Source organism: Erythrobacter sp., assembly GCF_036351135.1.
Lineage (GTDB): Bacteria > Pseudomonadota > Alphaproteobacteria > Sphingomonadales > Sphingomonadaceae > Erythrobacter.
On sequence record NZ_JAZBON010000033.1, the window covers coordinates 20564 to 38093 of the forward strand.

Sequence of the window (17530 nt, forward strand, 5' to 3'; positions counted from 1 at the left end):
GGCTACGGCAAAACCGCGCAGAACGCCCTATTCCTCCAGCCATTTCGGCCCGCTTGATCCCGGCAGCCTCGAACCATAGGAGACCCATCATGCCCCGCCTCAGACAAGTGCCGCGCAGTGAGATCGAGGACGATTACGTCCTCGCGCTCTACAACACGCTGTTCGGGGAGCGCGATCCCGTCGCCGAGCCGGGCACCGCCACCGGTACGCCGGGCAATTGGTGGACCGTGTTCGCGCAGGTGCCCGACGCCTTCAAGCATACGACCGAGGGGTTCGCCTTCTACCGCTCGCCGGAACGCAAGCTGGACGAGCAATTGCGCGAGCTGGGCCAGACCCGCGCGGGCTATCTCGTCGGATCGCAATTCGTCTATTCGCAGCATATGAAGGCCGCGCGGTTTTCCGGCCTCACCGAAGAACAGGTTCAGGCCATCGCGCATTGGAGCACGGCGGAATGCTTCGATGCGAAAGAGCGCGCGGTGCTCGCCTATACCGATGCGCTGGTCCTGCAATATGGCCGCGTCCCCGATGCGCTGTTCGAGGCGCTTAAAGGCCATCTCAGCGAAGCCGAGATCATCGAACTGACCTACATCACCTGCACCTACATGATGCACGGCGTGATGAGCCGCGCGCTGCGCCTCGAATATGACGATGTCGAGGAACGCGTGGTCGAAGTGCCCGCTCCCGAAGGCGCGAGCGCCGACGTCATGGGCATGGTCGACAAGCGCAAGACATAAGGTTTGCCCGCCGCGCGATCAGCCGAGCGAGCCGAGAAAGTCGAGCAGCAGCCGGTTGCAGTCTTCCGCGCGTTCCTGCTGCGTCCAGTGGCCGCACCCTTCAAGCACGTGCAGCCCGTGCAGATCGGGCAGCAGAGCGCGCATGGTCTCCAGCGGATCGCACCCCGCCAGCCGCGTCGCCGGATCGCGCGTACCGCCGATGAACAGGCTGGGTTGCGCGATGACATGGCCACCCAGCGCGCTCAGCATCGCATGGTCGCGCGCGCGGTTGCGATAGCGATTGAGAGGACCGCGAAAGCCCGACGCCTCGAACTGGCCGGCGAGATAGGCGACATCCTCCGCGTCCAGCCAGGGGAGCGGCATCGGCGGTTCGGGCAAACCTTTGAGGAGGCCATCGCCGGGCACCTTGTCGCTGGGCCAGGTGCCTTCGGGAGCGTCTCCCGAGATCGCGTAATAGAAGCGGCGTATCGTGGCGGCCGGATCGGCTTCGAGTTCGACTTCGGCGATGCCGACGAGCTGGAAATCCTCGATATAGAAATAGCGCCCCCGGTCGGTGAACACCTCGCGGTGGACGATATCGGGCGACCTTTCGCCGGGCGCCGCATGGGGCACCGACAGGCCAGCCACCGCGCGAAACCGGTCCGGATGGAGCAGCGCCGACGTCCAGGCGATCGGCGCGCCCCAATCGTGTCCGACGATCACCACGGGCGCTTGCGGTGACAAAGCCCGGGCCACGGCCGCACAGTCGCCGGCCAGCGTTTCGAGCGCATAGGCTTCGATCGCCTCGGGTGCCGAGGAACCACCATAGCCGCGCACATCCATCGCCGCGGCGCGGTATCCCGCCGCCGTCAGCGCGGGCAGTTGATATCGCCAATTGTACCAGCTTTCAGGAAAGCCATGCACCAACAGCACGAGCGGCGCCCCCGCCTCGCTTCCCGCCATTTCGGCAAAGCGAAGCCTCACGCCGGATGCGGTTTCGACATGACCGAATGTCACTTCGTCCAGGATGGTCATGCTCAACGGCGTAGCAGGCGAGGCTTCGCGCGGGCAATCTTTGGCGCTCGCAACGCTGCGGCGCCATGCTATGCGCGCGCCGAACGAGGACAGGAGAACCCACCGCATGAAGACCAAAGCCGCCATCGCGTTCGAGGCCAAGAAGCCGCTCGAAGTGGTCGAACTCGATCTCGAAGGGCCGAGGGAAGGTGAGGTACTGGTCGAGATCATGGCGACCGGGATCTGCCACACAGACGCCTACACCCTGGACGGGCTCGACAGCGAGGGACTGTTCCCTAGCGTGCTCGGCCATGAGGGCGCCGGGATCGTGCGCGACGTGGGCGCGGGCGTCACCTCGGTCGCACCGGACGACCACGTCATCCCGCTCTACACGCCCGAATGCCGCCAGTGCAAAATGTGCCTTTCCGGCAAAACCAATCTGTGCAGCGCCATTCGCGAGACGCAGGGGCGCGGTCTGATGCCCGACGGCACCAGCCGGATGAGCTACAAGGGCAAGACGATCTACCATTATATGGGCTGCTCGACCTTCTCGAACTTCATCGTCCTGCCCGAAATCGCGGTCGCAAAAATCCGCACGGACGCGCCCTTCGAAAGCGCCTGCTATGTCGGTTGCGGGGTGACGACCGGGGTGGGCGCGGTGGTCAACACCGCGAAGGTCGCGCCCGGCGACAATGTGGTGGTCTTCGGCCTGGGTGGCATCGGCCTCAACGTCATTCAAGGGGCGAAGATGGCGGGGGCGGACCGGATCGTGGGGGTCGACATCAATCCCGCCAAGCGCGCATGGGGAGAGAAATTCGGCATGACCGATTTCGTCAATGCCAGAGAGACGTCCGACGTCGTCGCCCACCTCGTCGAACTGCTCGATGGCGGCGCAGACTATTCCTTCGATTGCACCGGCAACACCGACGTGATGCGCGACGCGCTCGAATGCTGCCACAAGGGCTGGGGCACGAGCATCATCATCGGCGTCGCGGAAGCGGGTAAGGAGATCGCGACGCGCCCCTTCCAGCTGGTCACGGGGCGCAACTGGCGCGGCACCGCGTTCGGCGGAGCGAAAGGTCGCACCGATGTGCCACGGATCGTCGACTGGTACATGAGCGGCAAGATCGCGATCGACCCGATGATCACGCACACTCTGACCCTGGAGGATATCAACAAAGGGTTCGACCTGATGCATGCAGGCGAGAGCATTCGCTCCGTGGTGGTCTATTGATGGAGGCCGTCAGCGAAACCCGCAGTCATGGCGGCATTCAGGGCGTCTATACCCATGCGAGCGAGGCGACCGGCTGCGAGATGACCTTTGCGGTGTTCGTGCCGGATCACGAGCCCGGCGCGCGGCTGCCGGTGCTGACCTACCTCTCCGGCCTCACCTGCAGCCACGCCAATGTCACGGAGAAGGGCGAATACCGCGCGGCCTGCGCAGAGCACGGGATCGTCTTCGTCGCGCCCGATACCTCGCCGCGGGGGGAGGACGTGCCCGATGCGCCGGACGAATACGATTTCGGTAAGGGCGCCGGGTTCTACGTCGATGCGACGCGCGAACCGTGGTCTCGGCATTACCGGATGCGTTCCTATATCGAGGATGAACTACCGCGTCTGATCGCCGAGCGCTTTCCGGTCGACGCGGAACGCTCGTCAATTACAGGCCATTCGATGGGCGGTCACGGCGCGCTCACCTTCGGCTTACGGGAACCAGCGCGCTACCGTTCGGTCAGCGCCTTTGCGCCGATCGTCGCGCCTTCGCAGGTCCCTTGGGGCGAAAAGGCGCTGGGTCGCTACCTCGGCGAGGACCGGGCGGCGTGGCGCGAATATGACGCGGTCGCGCTGATCGAGGACGGAGCGCAGCCGCCGCCGATGCTGGTCGATCAGGGAACCGCCGATGATTTCCTGGAAGAGCAATTGCAGACGCATCGGCTCACCGATGCGTGCGAGCGCCACGATATTGCCGCCACCATCCGTATGCACGAGGGCTACGACCATTCCTATTTCTTCATCGCGACCTTCATGGCCGAGCATGTCGCCTGGCACGCGCAGCACCTGAAAGCTGGCGATTAGCCTCGCCTCACCCCGGTACGGCGTGGAACGTCCCGTCGTAAAAGCCCAGGCCGCGCGCCCCGCCCTCTTCGCGCTGCGCAAGCCCGGTAACTTCGCCGAAGATCATCGTGTGATCGCCTGCTTCGTAAGTCGACCAGGCGCGGCATTCGAAATGGCCGAGCGCGCCTGCGATCACCGGCAACCCGCCCGCGCTGACCACGAAATCTTCCGCCCGCATAAGGCTGTCGCCGCGCGCGGCATAGCGCTGGGCCTGATCGCCCTGTTCGCTCGACAGGATGCTGATCGAATAGGCCGCAGCTCCGGCAAACAGATCGAACTGGCTCGACGAATTGTGCAGGCTCCAGCTGACCAGCAGCGGCTCGAGCGAGACCGACACGAAGGAATTGATCGTCATCGCCGCGATCCTGTCGTCGCCCATCTCGAGCGCGACAACGCAGACGCCGGTGGCGAAACGGCTCATGAGCCGGCGAAAGTCGGACGGATCGGGCGTCGTGGCCTGGCTGGCGTCGCGCACATTATACTCCGGTCACGCGGAATTGGGGGAGAAGGGCAAGCCGACGCGGTGTCCGCATGCCCCCGCGCGTTCGCCGCCCCCGCATCGTTTGTCAATGCGGGGCGGCTGTGCCACTTACCCTCACAAGCCGGAACGTTGGCCTGTTTCTGCCGTTGATCGGCGGGATCACGGCTGGAAGGGAGCACACACCCATGATCGACCGCGTCGGGACAGCGCTGAAGGATTTCCTCAAGCAGGAAAGCGCCGGCGGCATCTTCCTTATCGGTTCCGCGGTGCTCGCGCTCATCATCGCCAACAGTCCGCTTGCCGATGCCTATTTCGGCACCTTGTCGACCAAGCTCGCCGTCTCCTACGGCAGCTTCGCGATCGACAAGTCGCTGCTGCTGTGGATCAATGACGGGCTGATGGCGATCTTCTTCTTCCTCATCGGGCTGGAAGTGAAACGCGAGATCATCGAAGGCCAGCTGTCGACCTGGAACAAGGCCTCGCTGCCGCTGGCCGCCGCGATCGGCGGGATGGCGATCCCGGCGCTGATCTTCGTCGCGATCAATCTCGATTCGCCTGAAAGCATCAATGGCTGGGCGATCCCCGCGGCGACCGACATCGCGTTCGCGCTGGGCATTCTCTCGCTGCTCGGCCCGCGCGTGCCGGTGGCGATGAAGGCGCTCTTGCTGGCGGTCGCCGTCATCGACGATATCGGCGCCATCACCATCATCGCGCTGTTCTATTCGGGCACACTCGACACGCAGATGCTGCTTGGCGCGGCGATCACTCTGGGAGCCCTGATCATGACCGGGCGGCTGCGGATCGGATCGAGCCTGCCCTATATCGTGATGACCGTCATCATGTGGGTGTTCGTGCTCAAGTCCGGCGTCCACGCGACGCTTGCCGGGGTGGCCGCGGCGGCAACCGTGCCGATGCTCGCGCGCAATGGCCGCCGACTGCTCGAGGAGATGGAACATGGCCTCCATTACTGGGTCGCCTTCCTGATCATTCCGATCTTCGGTTTCGCCAATGCCGGCGTCACGCTGATCGGCCTGTCGCCTGCCGACCTGCTCGCGCCGCTGCCGCTCGGCATTGCGCTCGGCCTGCTGATCGGCAAGCAGATCGGGATCGTCGGGTTCGCCTGGGTCGCGGTCAAGGCGGGGTTGGCGCAGCTTCCCGAAGGGGTCGGCTGGCGCAAGATCCATGGCCTTTCGCTGCTCGCCGCGATCGGCTTCACCATGAGCTTGTTCATCGGCAATCTGGCATTCGAGGACCCCGCTTTGATCGATGCGGTCAAGCTGGGTGTCTTGTCGGGATCGCTGGTCGCGGCGCTGGCGGGTTATTTCCTGATCAAGTCCGCGCTGCCTGACGGGCCCGAAGTGCCGATGGGGGACGCTATCGGCGACAATTTCGAGCAGGACCGGGTCGATGCCGCGCCCGGCAGCGCGGCGACGGCGCGGACCGGCACAGCGCAGCCGGGGCGAAACCCGGCGGAATGACCGCCCCGCCGCAGTCCGAGCCCACCACCCGCATGGCGCGGGTGAACGGGATCGAACTCGCCTGCCATAGCTGGGCCGAGGAGGTGGGTGGAGGCCATGCCCCACTGCTGATCGCCCATGCGACCGGTTTTCACGCGCGCTGCTATTCCGCGATTGCCGAGCGATTCCCGAACGCCCATGTCGATGCGCTCGACTTGCGCGGACATGGCCGCAGCAGCGGCGGGCCGATCGATCACTGGCGGATTATGGCCGACGATGTGGTCGCTTTTCTCGATCAGGAACAGCGCGGTGGGCTGATCGGGGTCGGCCATTCGATGGGCGCACACCTGCTCTTGCAGGCCGCGGTGGACCGGCCCGGCGCCTTTGCGCGGCTCGTCCTGTTCGACCCCGTCATTCTCGCGCCGGTATTCTACGAAGCGGAGCTCCCCGGTTTCTCGCCCGATCAACCGCACCCCGCCATCCGCCGCAAACGCGATTTCGCCTCGCCCGAAGAAATGATCGAGCGGTTCGCGGACCGCGAGCCCTATAGCCTGTTCGAGCGGCGCGTGTTCGAGGATTATTGCCGCCACGGGCTGGAGCCCGCCGCCGACGGCGGCTGGACGCTTGCCTGTTCGCCGGAGATGGAAGCGAGCGTCTACGCCTCGAGCCGCAGCAACCGCGCGATCCTCGATGCCGCCGAGAAGCTCGACATTCCCGCGCTTGTCGTGCGCGCGAAGACGACGTCGCTCAAGGATTTCAAGGGCTCGCCGACCTGGCCCGGCCTGGCCGACACGATGCCGCGGGGCCGCGACCTGCACCGCCCCGACCGCACGCATTTCCACCCTTTCGAAGACCCCGCCGATGCCGCCCGGATCATCGCCGAGTTCGCGAGCGGCTAAGCCGCCGCCGCCGCCTCGAGCAGGTCGCTGAAATCGCGGCGCACCTGCGCGATCTCGCCATAGGACGGACGGGCCAGATTGTGCGCAAGGGTCGCGGCGAGCCCACCATAGAATTGCAGCAGCGCCGCGCGCAACGGATGATCCGCCCCGACGCTGCGCCCGAGATAGAGCGCGATGGTATGCGCGCGCGACAAGGCCTGGCTGGGAACGCTCGCGGGTGTGCGTTTCAGCGCGATCAATGCCTGGTCGAGCGCGCCGACCGCCTCCTCGATACAGATGCGCGACAGATCCTCGGCCCGCGCCGCTTCGATCCGCGCGTCGAGCTCGACCCGGCGATAGGCTTCGTTGGCGAGGGTGGCGGGGAGCATGGCTAACGGGGCTTTCGCGTCAATTGTTCGAGCCGTTCCAGGCTTCGATCTGCTGCTGCAGGAAGCTCAGCGTCGTTTGCGAGGCGGCGATCCGGCGTTCGGCATCGACGAAGGTGCTGGTCAGCCGCGCACGCAGATTTTCCTGATCCTCGGCGATCCGGGCGAGGCGTTCCTCATTGCGCTCGATCCGGTCTTCGTAGCGCACCACCGACCCGCCGAGCGAGCCGGGATCGCCGCGCCTTGTGTTCTCGCGCGCCAGGCTATCGATCGTCGCGAAGATGCCGAAGGGGCCGGTGGTGAACATCGCGGCGGCGGCATCGGGGCTGTCGGCCAGCGTTTGCGACAACCGCTCGGTGTCCAGCTCGAAGGTGCCTTCGCGCGTGATCCTGAGGCCGAGATCGGCCAGTGTCGCGGGTTCGCCCGGCGTCGCGGTGGGCATCACGGTTTCGCTGGTCAGCCGCGCCAGATCGCGCTTCAATTCGCGCGCGCCGGCATCGCTGCCAAGCGTCCCGCCGAGCGCGGCGGCCTCTTCGTTCAATAGGCCCGCGAGATCGTTCAACGCGCTGACGAAATCACTCATCACTGCGCTGACTGCGCCGAGATCGTTGGCGAAGGCGAGGCTGGTCGGTGCGCCTGCATTGGTGCCGGTGAGATCGAGGCTGATGCCTTCGGGAAGGCCGGTGACGCGGTTGGTCGGGCTCGAACGCGCGACGCTGTCGAAGGCGAACAAAGCGTCGCGCGCATCGGCGCGCAATTCACCGGTATCGCTCCCAGGGCTCCAGGCGAGATAGGTGAGATCGCCCGGCGCATCGGTGGGTGAACCAGCGGCGGACGCGGTTTCAATTACGAACCCGCTCGCCTCGCCGTCCTTTCCCTTGATGAGGAGCTGCGCACCCGCATCGCCCTGCGCGACATAGGCGTTGAGCGCGCCGCCCGCTTCGGCGTTGATCTTCGCCGCGAGGCTGGTCAGCGTGTCGGTATCGCTGACGCTGACCGCGAGCGGTGTGCGCGCGGTATCTTCGGCAAAGCTCACGCCGTCGACGCTGCCGAAGCGGAAGGTCAGCGTGCCCTCGCCCACCGGCGCGTCGCCCGAATTATAGGCGGGCAGAGCGAGCGTCTGGCTCTGTGCCAGCTGGGTGACTTCGAGCGTGTAGCTCTGGCGCGGAGTGACACCAGGTGTGGTCGAGACATTGGCGATGCTCGAATTGCCCAGCACCGCGCGCGGCGCCAGATCGCCGCCGCGCACCCGATCGCCCAGTGCGCTTGCCAGCCCGGTCAGCGTGCTGCGCAGCAGCGAGGCGGAGGAGATCTGCGCGCTCAGCGTCTCGTTGCGCGCCTCGAGCGTGCCGCGCTGAAAGGCGTAGGTCGCGTCGGAGAGATCGCTTGCAAGCTTGCCGAAGTCGACGCCGCTGCCTGCGCCAAGCTGGGAAATGATGGTCGAGCCGGGATTATCCATGATGGGGAGAACGGCGCCGCGACCCGGAGCTTAAGCCCGCACCGCCTGCTTTCCATCGGCATCGAACAACATGGCGCCGGGCACCTCGATATGCGGACGGCGCGGCCGCTCCCCGCGCTTCAGCGACAGGACGAAGGCGACCAGCGCGGCGAGCGCGATGTAAAGCTCCTCGCGCACCATCTGGTTCGCCCGCGTTGTGAAGTAGACCGCGCGCGCAAGCTCGGGATATTCGAGCACCGGCAGTTCGTTCTCGCTCGCCAGCTCGCGCATCGCCATCGCGGTCTCGCCGCGCCCCTTGGCCAGCAGGATGGGCGCGGGCGCGCGCTCCGGATCATAAGTCAGCGCGACCGCGAAGTGCATCGGATTGACGACCAGAAATTGCGCTTCCTTCATCGCACCGGCCACGCTGCCGCGCGCGAAATCGCGCTGGCGCTGGCGCTGCGCCATCTTGACCTCGGGCGAACCTTCGGTCTGCTTGGTCTCGCGCTTCAGATCCTCGTGGCTCATCTTGAGGCGCTTGTTGCGTTGAAAGCGTTGCAGCGGATAGTCGACCATCGCAATCAGCACGAGCCCCGCGATCAGCATGAAGACAAGCCCGCTTGCCGCGCCCAGCGCATAGTCGAGCTGCGCATGCAGCCCCCCGCGCCCGAGGCCGAGCAGATCATCGAGGTGGCTGGTCAGCCAGAACCATGCGATCGTGCCGAGCAGGATCAGCTTGAGGATCGACTTGCCGAGCTCGATCAGCCCCTGGATGCCGAAAATGCGCTTCATGCCCGCGAGCGGATTGATTCGCGAGCCCTTGGGTTTGAGGTTGGCGGGCACGAACCGCCCCTCGCCGAGCAGCAGCTGCGAGACAACAGTAAGCGCGATGACGGCGAGGCCGATCGCGAAGATCGGCGGCAGGACTTGAGTTGCCGCCTCGAGCGCGATTGCCCCGACATCGAGCGAAGCGGTTTGCGGCAATTCGAAGCGGAAGCCGGCGATCGCCACGCGGTGCAGCGCGTCCATCAGCCAGTCGCCGATCAGCGCCAGCATCAGCGCGCCCATCGCCATCGCCGCTGCCGTCCCGGCCTCGCGCGAGCGCAGCACATCGCCGCGCTGCGCCGCATCGCGCTGGCGCTTGGGCGTGGGATCGAACCTCTTCTCGCCCTGGCTCTCTTCGCTCACGGCGCGGCCCGCCCGAGCGCCGCGACCTGTTCGAGCGCGAGCATAAGCAGCGCGGTAAACTGTTCGACCACGATCGGCATGACGACGATCAACGCGGCGATCCCGGCGAGAACACCCGCGGGCAGGCCCAGCGCGAACAGGTTCAGCGCGGGGGCCGAGCGCGAGATCGTGCCGGTGATGACCTGCACCGTCAGCAGCACCAGCACCACCGGAAAGGCGATCGCCGCCGCGGTCGCGAAGCCCATCCCGGCGAAGCGCACGATGGCATAGGCGCGCGCGCCGTCGAAGGCGCTTAGGCCGACGGGCAGCAGGCGGTAGCTTTCGAGCACCAGGTCGAACCACAAGAGGTGCCCGCCGATAATGTAGAACAGCAAGGTGAGGACAAGCCCGAAATAGCTGCCGAGCGCGCCCGCCTGCGCGCCGCTTGCCGGGTCGATCGACGTGGCGATGGCGAGACCCATCGTGCCCGCGATCTGTTCCGCCGCGATGAGCGGCACGGCAAAGGCGACCTGGAGCACGAAGCCCAGGGCGGCGCCGATCACCACTTCGTGAAGGATCGCGAGGAGGGCGGCGAAACTCAGCATCTCCGGCATGGCGGGAAGCGGCATCCAGATCGCGATGAATACCCCAAGGACGATCGCCAGCAGTGCGCGCACCTGCGGCGGAATGACCAGCCCGCCGACCATCGGCGCTGCCAGCAGCGCGGCGCCCACCCGGATCGACAGGAACAGGATCTGCCACAATTGCTCGATGAGATCGGCATAGCCGAAATCGAGGACGTTCATCGCGCCCGCCCCCCGCCGCTCACGCCGCCATCTGGGGCATCTGCGCGACCTGGGCGAAGATCTCGCGCATGAAATCGCCGAGCAAGGCCATCATCGTGCCGCCCATGACCACGAAGACGAGCGCGATGACCGCCAGCTTTGGCACGAAGGTCAGCGTCTGTTCGTTGACCGAGGTCGCGGCCTGGATGATGCCGACGAGCAGCCCGACCGCAAGCGCCGCGAGCAGCACCGGTCCGACGATCAGCGCCGTCGTCCACAGGGTCTGGTCGGCCAGGGCCAGGAGCCGTGCATCCTGATTCATCGCGCGCGGCCCACCCTAGCCGAAGCTCATCGCGAGGCTGCCCATCAGCAGCGCCCAGCCGTCGACCAGCACGAACAGCAGCAGCTTGAAGGGCAGCGAAATGATGGTCGGCGAGAGCATCATCATCCCCAGGCTCATCAGCACGCTCGCCACCACCAGATCGATCACGAGAAAGGGCAGGAACAGCATGAAGCCGATCTGGAACGCGGTTTCGAGCTCGCTGGTGACGAAGGCGGGGAGGAGGATCGAGAAGGGAATGTCCGCGCCCTCGCCGAAACCTGCCACGCCCGCGATATCGGCGAACATGATGAGGTTCGCCTCGCGCGTCTGGGTCAACATGAAGGCGTGGAACGCCTCGCCCGCAGCCGCGATCGCCCCGTCCGCATCGAGCGCGCCGCTGGCATAGGGCTGGATCGCCGAGACGTTCACCACGTCGAGCGTCGGCGCCATCACGAACAGCGAGAGGAACAGCGACAGTCCCACCAGCACCTGCGTCGGCGGAGAGCCCTGCAGGCCGAGCGCCTGGCGCAGGATCGAGAGCACGACGAGGATGCGCAGGAAGCTCGTCATCATCAGGACGATGCCGGGCAGGATCGTCAGCAGACTCATAACCAGCAGCAGCTGGATCGAAAGGCTTAGCGGCGCATCCTCGCCAGCGGCTCCGCCGCCCGACCCGAGCGCGCGTTCGAGCGCATCGCCGATACCGGGCGTGTCGACCGCCGGCGGGGCCAGCGCGGCGGCCTCGGCAGGGAGGGCAGCGCATGCGAGCAGCAGGCCGCCGGACATAAGCAGCGCGGGAAGGCGGGAGGGGGCCCGCATCAGGCGGGCTCGGTTATGCTGGCAGCCGGAGCGCGGGTGGTCGTTCGTTTCGGAGAGGCGGTAGCGGCGCCGTTGGGCGATGTTGCGACGTCGATCGGCCACGCCATCTGTTGCGCGTCAGTCTCGCGCCCCTCCGCCTCGCCAAGCCTGACGATACCCGCTCGCGAACAGCCGATCAGGATTTCGCGGTCGTGGAAGCGCACGATGGCGAGCTTAAGGCCGGGCGCGACGAGACTGGTCTCGACCAATTCGAGCGAGCGGCCCGAGCCTTGCAACCCGGTGAGCCGCGACTGGACTATGCGGGTGAGCCTCAGGCTGCCCCAGATGAGCGCGGCGAGGATCGGCAGGAGCAGCGCCAATTTGAGGAAATATTCCGCCATCATGCCGACATATCCGTGCCGCGATCTTCGGCGTGCGGCGCGCCTGCGTCAGTCGATGTCTGGAGCGGTGAGGTCGGCGCGGGCGCGGCGCCCCGCACCGGTTCGTCCATCACCGGCATGGCCGCGCCCCGTTGGCCCCCTTCCCCATCGCTCTCACCGCCAGCCAGGCTGACGATGCGAAGAGCGAAGCGTCCGTCCTGCGCGATGACTTCGCCGCGCGCGACGATGCGGCCATTGGCGGTCACGTCGAGCAGCTCGTCGGTCAGCCGGTCCAGCATCACCACGCTGCCTTCGCCGAGCGCGAGCACGTCCTTCAGGGGCACGCTCGCGCGGCCGAGCTCGACCGAGAGGCGCACCGAGACATCGCCGAAGCGTTCGAGGGCGGGGCTGGAGGTGTTCATTCAGGTTCCCCTGGCGATATCGGATGATCGGGAAGCGGCGGCGGCGCCGCGCGCATTCGGCGGCCAGGCCATGCGCGTCAGTCGCAGCGCCATGCGACCGTCGCAGCTGCCGACCGCGCCGTGCGCGACGTCGCTGTCATCGGTTCGCAGGGCGATTTCCTGCGGGATCGAAAGCGGGATCTCGTCGCCCGGTCGAAGGCTGCCGAGCCGGGCGAGCGGTAGGTCGAATTCGGCAAGGATGGCGGTGAGGCCGAGCGGCATCTGCGCCACCGCTTGCGCGCCTAGACCCCCGCTCCGTCCGCGTCTGCCCGCCTGTGCTTCTCCTGTCGCGAGGCCGGGCAGCAGGCTGTCGAGCCGTTCGCTTGCCGCGGCCAGCCAGCATTGCCAGCGCGCGCCTGCGCTCATGGCGAGATCGATTGGGAACAGGGCAACCTGTGTCCGAGCGCTGAAGGGTTTGAGGCGAGCGACGCTTTCGCTGCGCACGAGCACGTCGCCGCGCGCCTGTTGCAGCGGCGAACGCGCGAGGGCGATGACCTGCGCGACCGTCGCGGCCAGCTGTTCGACCAGCATCGCGGCCGAACGCGGCAGCGTCGTCGGCGCTTCGCCGGGCATCTCGCCCTCGCCGCCGAACGAGCAATCGGTGAGCGCGATGGCCGTCGCGTAATCGAGCGACAGCAGCACGGTCTGATCGCTGTCGCCGCAGCGCAGCAGGGTGTTGGCAGCGACGGGGCCGATCCGCTCGAACACCTCCTCGCCGGCCAGCATTTCGGGTTCGCCGATCGCGACCTTGAGCTTGCCGCGTGCGAGCAATTGTCCCAGTTCCAGCGCAAGTTCCTGCGCCAGATCGCGGCGCCAGGAGGCGATGAGATCGGCGCGTTCCTCCGGGCGCGGTCCGCGCCAGGTCAGCTCGGCGCAATGCTGCGCCACCGGGCGCGCCTCGGCGAATTCCGTGGGCAAGGCGGTTGCCATATTCACTGGACCAGCAACCCCTTGAAATGGACCGCATCGATCCCGCCGAATCCCTCCTCCTGCTCGAGGACGCCATTGATCGCCTCGGCCAGTCGCTGCGAAAGCTGCTCCTTGCCGTCGGGGCTGTAGATATCCTCTTCCGAGGTCGCGGCGAGCTGGATCAGGATGGCGGACCGGATCGCGAGTTCGTGATTGTGCAGCCATTGCAGCACCCGGCCGTCGCGCCGTGTCGAGGCCGCGAGGTCGACCTGGATCAGCGCCGGGCCGCCCTCGAGGTTGGAGGTGAAGCTGTCGGAAAAGCTGTAATAGGCCGTCCGATATTCGCTGCCGCCATCGCCATAGACGATCGGCCCGGCATCGCCGCTTCCGGCAAGTTCGACTTCGTAGGGATCGCTTTCGCCCTTGCGCACCAATTGGGGTTCGTTCGGCCCCTCATTGCCTGTCGAACCGAGCAGCCCGCTGGCAAAGGCGCCGTAGGCCCCGCCTGCGCCCAGTGCGAGCACCGCTGCCATCGCGAGCGCGATCTTAACGATCCCGCCCTTGCCCTTGGTCTCGCTCTTATCGCTCTTTTCCGCCGCCGCCATCGTGTTCGTCTTTCCCTGTTTTCGCGAAGGTCCCGGTCACGCCCGATATTCAGGCGAACAGGTCTCCGCCGCGCGCCGTGCCGGCTCGGTCCGTCCGGGCGGCGCCGTCGACCCGGCGCGCTGCCTCGTCGTCGGAAGCGTTCTGGCCCGGATATGGTTGATGCGCGCCTTGCTCGGACCCCGGGGAAGACCCGTATCGCGGCTCGGAAGAGCCCGACTGTCCTGCGCCGTGTTGCGGCGATCCCGATTGCGCACCGGATTGCGAGGAGGCGTTCTGGTCCGAACCGCGCTGGCCCTGGCTGTGGCCCTGCCCCGCACTCGCCTCGCTTGCCGCGGCGACGGCGCGTTCGGCGAGCGCCGCCTGAACGGCGGGGACGAAGGCGGGATCGCGCGCGGCGAGTGTGGCGCGCCAATCGCCGCCATTTGCATCGAGGCGGACGGAAACGCTGCCGAAATCACTGTGCTGCACGGTGACGCGCGGTTGCTGCGAAGTATTCGCCTCGCGCCATCCGGCGGCACGCTCGATCTGCGCCTCGACTTGCGGCGTCGGTCGCGCGTCGATCCGAGCTTCACCGATGGGCGACTGCGGAGTGGCGGGCGTGGAGGGGGCGAGCGTCATCTGGGGGGTGGCGTCGCTCGGCGCCGGAGCGGTGGGTGCTAGCGAGGCTGTGCTAGGTGTCTGAACGAGCGGAGAAGGCGCCAGTTGGAGCGAAGCGGACTGGCTTCGCGCTTCGGTTTCTTGCGAAGGCGATACGCCGAGGGTAACGGGAGGCGTATCGAGCATACCCGGGACGCGGGCCGGAGCGTCGGGCCTGATTACAGCGACGGAGGTTACTACGGGCGCAACTATCGGCGGCTGGCGCTGGATCGCGGACTGCGAAGTGGCGGTGTCTGCGAAAACGGACGGGTGTGCGGCGCGCCCGACTTCGACCATGTCTGGACGTGGCTGCATCGCGTCGCGCAGCGGAACAGCGACCATGCGCGCCGCCGTGTTCGAGCCGCGTGCCGAATGCAGCGCCGCGACTGGGTTGGCGACAGAGGGCTCATCGGGCGTTGCCTGGCCCGTCGCCGCAGCGACCGGGCGGGGTTGCAACTTGACCTTCGCAATCTCAGCGACGGGACGTTCATCTGAAGCCCCTTGCGTGAGGTCCGGACGTAACTCGGGGTCTGTAATCGGCGGTCGAACGGCGTCGAGGGCAAGCGTGACGTGCGACGCTGCCGGCGGTGCGGAATTGCGGGCCCTAGGGTTGGTTTCGGAAGGCAGAGGGACAGCATCGATCGAAATGGGTCGCTCAGCCTGTGCTGACGAGGTATCCGCCTCGATCTTGCGTGCGACCAAATCATGCGAAGGCTCTGCCGAAGGAGCGACGGGTTTGCCCGACATCAAAGCCGATGTGTGGGGTATGTCGACTTCGGTCGGCAATTTCATGCCGGACCGCGGCAGGTCTCTGCCGGACGAAGCGGGGATCGCCCACAGGTCGCTCTCATGCGTTGGTGGCGCATATGGGCCGGGGATCGGCGGATCGGCGGGCGCAGGCTCGGCATCCCTCCCCACCGTCGCAGCCTCCTCGCCCGGTGTGGCGATCGGCAGGTCGCGGAGCGACGGCATCGGGGCGAGAAGTCCCGGGAACTCCGCCATTTCCAATGCGCTCGCAAAGCCATCATCGGACGCCCCCGGTCTGGCCATCGTGGCGAGGGAGGACGTCGCGGATAGCTTGGCGGGGCCAGGCGATGGCAGAACAGCGGGTGGCAATGTCGTCACGATGTCGGGTCGTCCTCTGTCTTATGCGCCCCGTCCGGCAACCGATCGGCAACGCTTTTGCTTGTCTTGCTCTGCAATCTGCGTGCCAGAACCGGCGGCAAGCACTCCCGCTCGCGCGCTGCATCGGCCTCGGCCCGGGCCTCCCTGCACGCGGCCGCGTGGCGATCCTCGATGATGCGGGTGCGTTCATTCGCGGCCGCCAGCTGCGTGGTTCGATGCTGCGAGCGCGTGCGCGCCTCGCGATGCGACCGGTCGGCGTCGCACGCGACCTGGCCCAGCGCCTGAACGAAACGCTGAGTGTAGGCGAAGGGCATGTCCGCCCCGCTTCCACTTCGCACGCCATATGCCTGACAAAGTTCGCGCGCGCGCTGGGCGAGATCGTCGCTGCGCCGCTCTTCGCCCAGCGCATCCGCCAGTGCCGCCATCGCCTCGCGCCGCCCGCTCTGCGCCAAGAGGAGCTGACGCCGCGCCAGGCGCACCTTCGCATTCTCACGCATGAGCCGCGCCCGCGGCAGCGATGTCCGCACTCAGCCCGCGCAGCTGGTCGAGGCTGTCGGTGAGCGTAACGCTTTCCCCGCGCTCCTGAGTCAGGAAAGCGTCGATCGCCGCCGAGAAACGCAGCGCACTGTCGAGCTGCACATCGGTGCCCGCGCGGTAGGCGCCCATCATCACCAGGTCGCGGCTGGATTCGCGCGCTGCGATCAGCGCCCGGACGCCTCGCGCCGCGGCGACGATGTCGGCGGGAGCGACGTCGTCCATCACCCGGCTGAGCGAAGCGGGCACGTCGATCGCGGGATAGTGCCCGCGCTGGGCGAGATCGCGCGAAAGCACGACATGCCCATCAAGTATCGCGCGCGCGGTGTCGATCACCGGATCGTCCATATCGTCGCCATCGGCAAGAACCGTGTAGACCCCGGTGATCGCGCCGCCCGATCGCGCCGAATTGCCGGCGCGCTCGATCAGCCGGGTGAGCGCGGCCAGCGCGCTGGGCGGATATCCGCGCGCCGCCCCCGGTTCGCCCAGCAGCAGGCCGAGCTCGCGCGCCGCATGGGCGACGCGGGTCAGGCTGTCGAGCATCAGCAGCACGCTTTTACCCTGCGCGCGGAAATGTTCGGCGATGGCGCTGGCATAAAGGGCGGCGCGCAGGCGCAGATTGGGGGCGTGATCCGCGGGGACGGCGACCACGACGATCCGCCCGCGCCCCGGCCCCTGCATATGTCGCGCGACGAAATCGGAGACTTCGCGCGCGCGTTCGCCGATCATCGCGACGACGGTGATGTCGGCACTCGCATGGCCGGCGATCTGTTCGAACAAGACCGATTTGCCGACGCCCGATCCCGCCATAATGCCGATCCGCTGGCCCCGGCCCATGCCGAGCAGCGCATTGATCGCGCGCACCCCGCAATCGAAGGGTGTGTCGACGCTTGCGCGGTCGAGCGCGCCCTCGCGCTTGCCGGCGAGCGGCCAGGTTTCAGTGCAGCCGGGTGGTGGTCCGCCATCGATGGGCGTGCCCAGCGCATCGAGCGCGCGGCCCAGAAGCGCATTGCCCACCAAGGCCATGCCGGGCGCTGCCAGACCGCGTACTTGCGCACCCGGCGCCAGCAATTGCGTATCGCCCAGCAGCATCATCAGCGAATGCCCGCCGCGAAATCCCACGACTTCGGCAAGCGCGCCTTCGCCTTCGCCACTTGCGCTACCCCCGCCCGCGATGCGCCCGAGCGAACCGATCGGCAGCGGAAGGCCGGTGACTTCGAGCAAGCCGCCATCGCAGGAGAGCACCCGCCCGGTCGCAACCGGTCCCGCCTGGGGCGCCGCGTAGCGCAGCCGTGCCAGTTCGATCTGCATTTCGGCCAGCATAG

At 67.0% G+C, this 17530-nt stretch carries 20 protein-coding genes; 5 read left to right on the forward strand and 15 right to left on the reverse strand.

The genetic code is table 11. The annotated features are described in order from the left end of the window. Window positions 1-89 precede the first annotated feature (89 nt). Window positions 90-734: a carboxymuconolactone decarboxylase family protein gene (locus V2I30_RS12930; protein ID WP_330662588.1), complete on the forward strand. Its 645-nt coding sequence runs from the start codon at window positions 90-92 to the stop codon at window positions 732-734. Between the two features lie 18 nt (window positions 735-752). Here the strand turns inward: V2I30_RS12930 and V2I30_RS12935 are convergent, their stop codons facing one another. Beyond that, the gene (locus tag V2I30_RS12935) at window positions 753-1748 is read right to left on the reverse strand and encodes an alpha/beta fold hydrolase (protein WP_330662589.1); all 996 of its coding nucleotides are present in this window, start codon (window positions 1746-1748) and stop codon (window positions 753-755) included. Between the two features lie 106 nt (window positions 1749-1854). Between V2I30_RS12935 and V2I30_RS12940 the strand changes: the two genes are divergently transcribed. Further along, a complete protein-coding gene (locus V2I30_RS12940) occupies window positions 1855-2961 on the forward strand; it encodes an S-(hydroxymethyl)glutathione dehydrogenase/class III alcohol dehydrogenase (protein ID WP_330662590.1) in 1107 nt (368 codons plus the stop codon). After that, entirely contained in the window at window positions 2961-3803 is an 843-nt protein-coding gene (gene fghA / locus V2I30_RS12945) for an S-formylglutathione hydrolase (RefSeq protein WP_330662591.1), read from the forward strand. Before V2I30_RS12940 ends, fghA begins: the two co-directional genes overlap by 1 nt. Window positions 3804-3810: 7 nt before the next feature. Here fghA and V2I30_RS12950 read toward each other — a convergent pair whose 3' ends face one another. Then, window positions 3811-4317 (reverse strand): flavin reductase family protein, encoded by a 507-nt coding sequence (locus V2I30_RS12950; protein ID WP_330662592.1) that lies wholly within the window; start codon window positions 4315-4317, stop codon window positions 3811-3813. 191 nt (window positions 4318-4508) lie between these two features. Between V2I30_RS12950 and nhaA the strand changes: the two genes are divergently transcribed. Together nhaA and V2I30_RS12960 are read left to right on the forward strand one after the other, a co-directional pair. Beyond that, window positions 4509-5801 carry a Na+/H+ antiporter NhaA gene (gene nhaA / locus V2I30_RS12955; protein WP_330662593.1) on the forward strand — a complete coding sequence of 431 codons (1293 nt, stop codon included), beginning with the start codon at window positions 4509-4511 and terminating at the stop codon, window positions 5799-5801. After that, window positions 5798-6679 (forward strand): alpha/beta hydrolase, encoded by an 882-nt coding sequence (locus tag V2I30_RS12960; RefSeq protein WP_330662594.1) that lies wholly within the window; start codon window positions 5798-5800, stop codon window positions 6677-6679. Before nhaA ends, V2I30_RS12960 begins: the two co-directional genes overlap by 4 nt. Here the strand turns inward: V2I30_RS12960 and V2I30_RS12965 are convergent. The 13 genes from V2I30_RS12965 to V2I30_RS13025 all read right to left on the reverse strand — a co-directional run bounded on the left by V2I30_RS12965 (window position 6676) and on the right by V2I30_RS13025 (window position 17528). After that, window positions 6676-7047: a hypothetical protein gene (locus tag V2I30_RS12965; RefSeq protein ID WP_330662595.1), complete on the reverse strand. Its 372-nt coding sequence runs from the start codon at window positions 7045-7047 to the stop codon at window positions 6676-6678. The genes V2I30_RS12960 and V2I30_RS12965 overlap by 4 nt on opposite strands. A gap of 19 nt (window positions 7048-7066) precedes the next feature. After that, entirely contained in the window at window positions 7067-8503 is a 1437-nt protein-coding gene (gene fliD, locus V2I30_RS12970) for a flagellar filament capping protein FliD (protein ID WP_330662596.1), read from the reverse strand. 30 nt (window positions 8504-8533) lie between these two features. Beyond that, a complete protein-coding gene (locus V2I30_RS12975) occupies window positions 8534-9670 on the reverse strand; it encodes an EscU/YscU/HrcU family type III secretion system export apparatus switch protein (protein WP_330662597.1) in 1137 nt (378 codons plus the stop codon). Continuing rightward, window positions 9667-10455, reverse strand: a complete 789-nt coding sequence (locus V2I30_RS12980) for a flagellar biosynthetic protein FliR (protein WP_330662598.1) — start codon at window positions 10453-10455, stop codon at window positions 9667-9669. The genes V2I30_RS12975 and V2I30_RS12980 overlap by 4 nt, the downstream gene beginning before the upstream one ends. A 19-nt stretch (window positions 10456-10474) precedes the next feature. Further along, entirely contained in the window at window positions 10475-10756 is a 282-nt protein-coding gene (locus tag V2I30_RS12985) for a flagellar biosynthetic protein FliQ (protein WP_330662599.1), read from the reverse strand. 15 nt (window positions 10757-10771) lie between these two features. After that, window positions 10772-11575, reverse strand: coding sequence for a flagellar type III secretion system pore protein FliP (fliP, locus tag V2I30_RS12990; protein WP_330662600.1), 804 nt, complete (start codon window positions 11573-11575; stop codon window positions 10772-10774). Continuing rightward, on the reverse strand, window positions 11575-11958 hold the full coding sequence (locus tag V2I30_RS12995; protein ID WP_330662601.1) for a flagellar biogenesis protein: 384 nt from the start codon (window positions 11956-11958) through the stop codon (window positions 11575-11577). Before V2I30_RS12995 ends, fliP begins: the two co-directional genes overlap by 1 nt. Continuing rightward, window positions 11955-12356, reverse strand: a complete 402-nt coding sequence (locus V2I30_RS13000) for a FliM/FliN family flagellar motor switch protein (protein ID WP_330662602.1) — start codon at window positions 12354-12356, stop codon at window positions 11955-11957. The genes V2I30_RS12995 and V2I30_RS13000 overlap by 4 nt, the downstream gene beginning before the upstream one ends. Continuing rightward, a complete protein-coding gene (locus V2I30_RS13005; RefSeq protein ID WP_330662630.1) occupies window positions 12357-13325 on the reverse strand; it encodes a FliM/FliN family flagellar motor switch protein in 969 nt (322 codons plus the stop codon). A gap of 2 nt (window positions 13326-13327) precedes the next feature. After that, window positions 13328-13909, reverse strand: a complete 582-nt coding sequence (locus V2I30_RS13010; protein ID WP_330662603.1) for a flagellar basal body-associated FliL family protein — start codon at window positions 13907-13909, stop codon at window positions 13328-13330. 49 nt (window positions 13910-13958) lie between these two features. Further along, window positions 13959-14528: a hypothetical protein gene (locus V2I30_RS13015; RefSeq protein ID WP_330662604.1), complete on the reverse strand. Its 570-nt coding sequence runs from the start codon at window positions 14526-14528 to the stop codon at window positions 13959-13961. 1139 nt (window positions 14529-15667) lie between these two features. Then, complete coding sequence (locus V2I30_RS13020; RefSeq protein WP_330662605.1) at window positions 15668-16168, reverse strand: hypothetical protein; 501 nt, start codon at window positions 16166-16168, stop codon at window positions 15668-15670. Further along, the gene (locus V2I30_RS13025) at window positions 16161-17528 is read right to left on the reverse strand and encodes a FliI/YscN family ATPase (RefSeq protein ID WP_442896939.1); all 1368 of its coding nucleotides are present in this window, start codon (window positions 17526-17528) and stop codon (window positions 16161-16163) included. The genes V2I30_RS13020 and V2I30_RS13025 overlap by 8 nt, the downstream gene beginning before the upstream one ends. Between the last annotated feature and the right edge of the window lie 2 nt (window positions 17529-17530).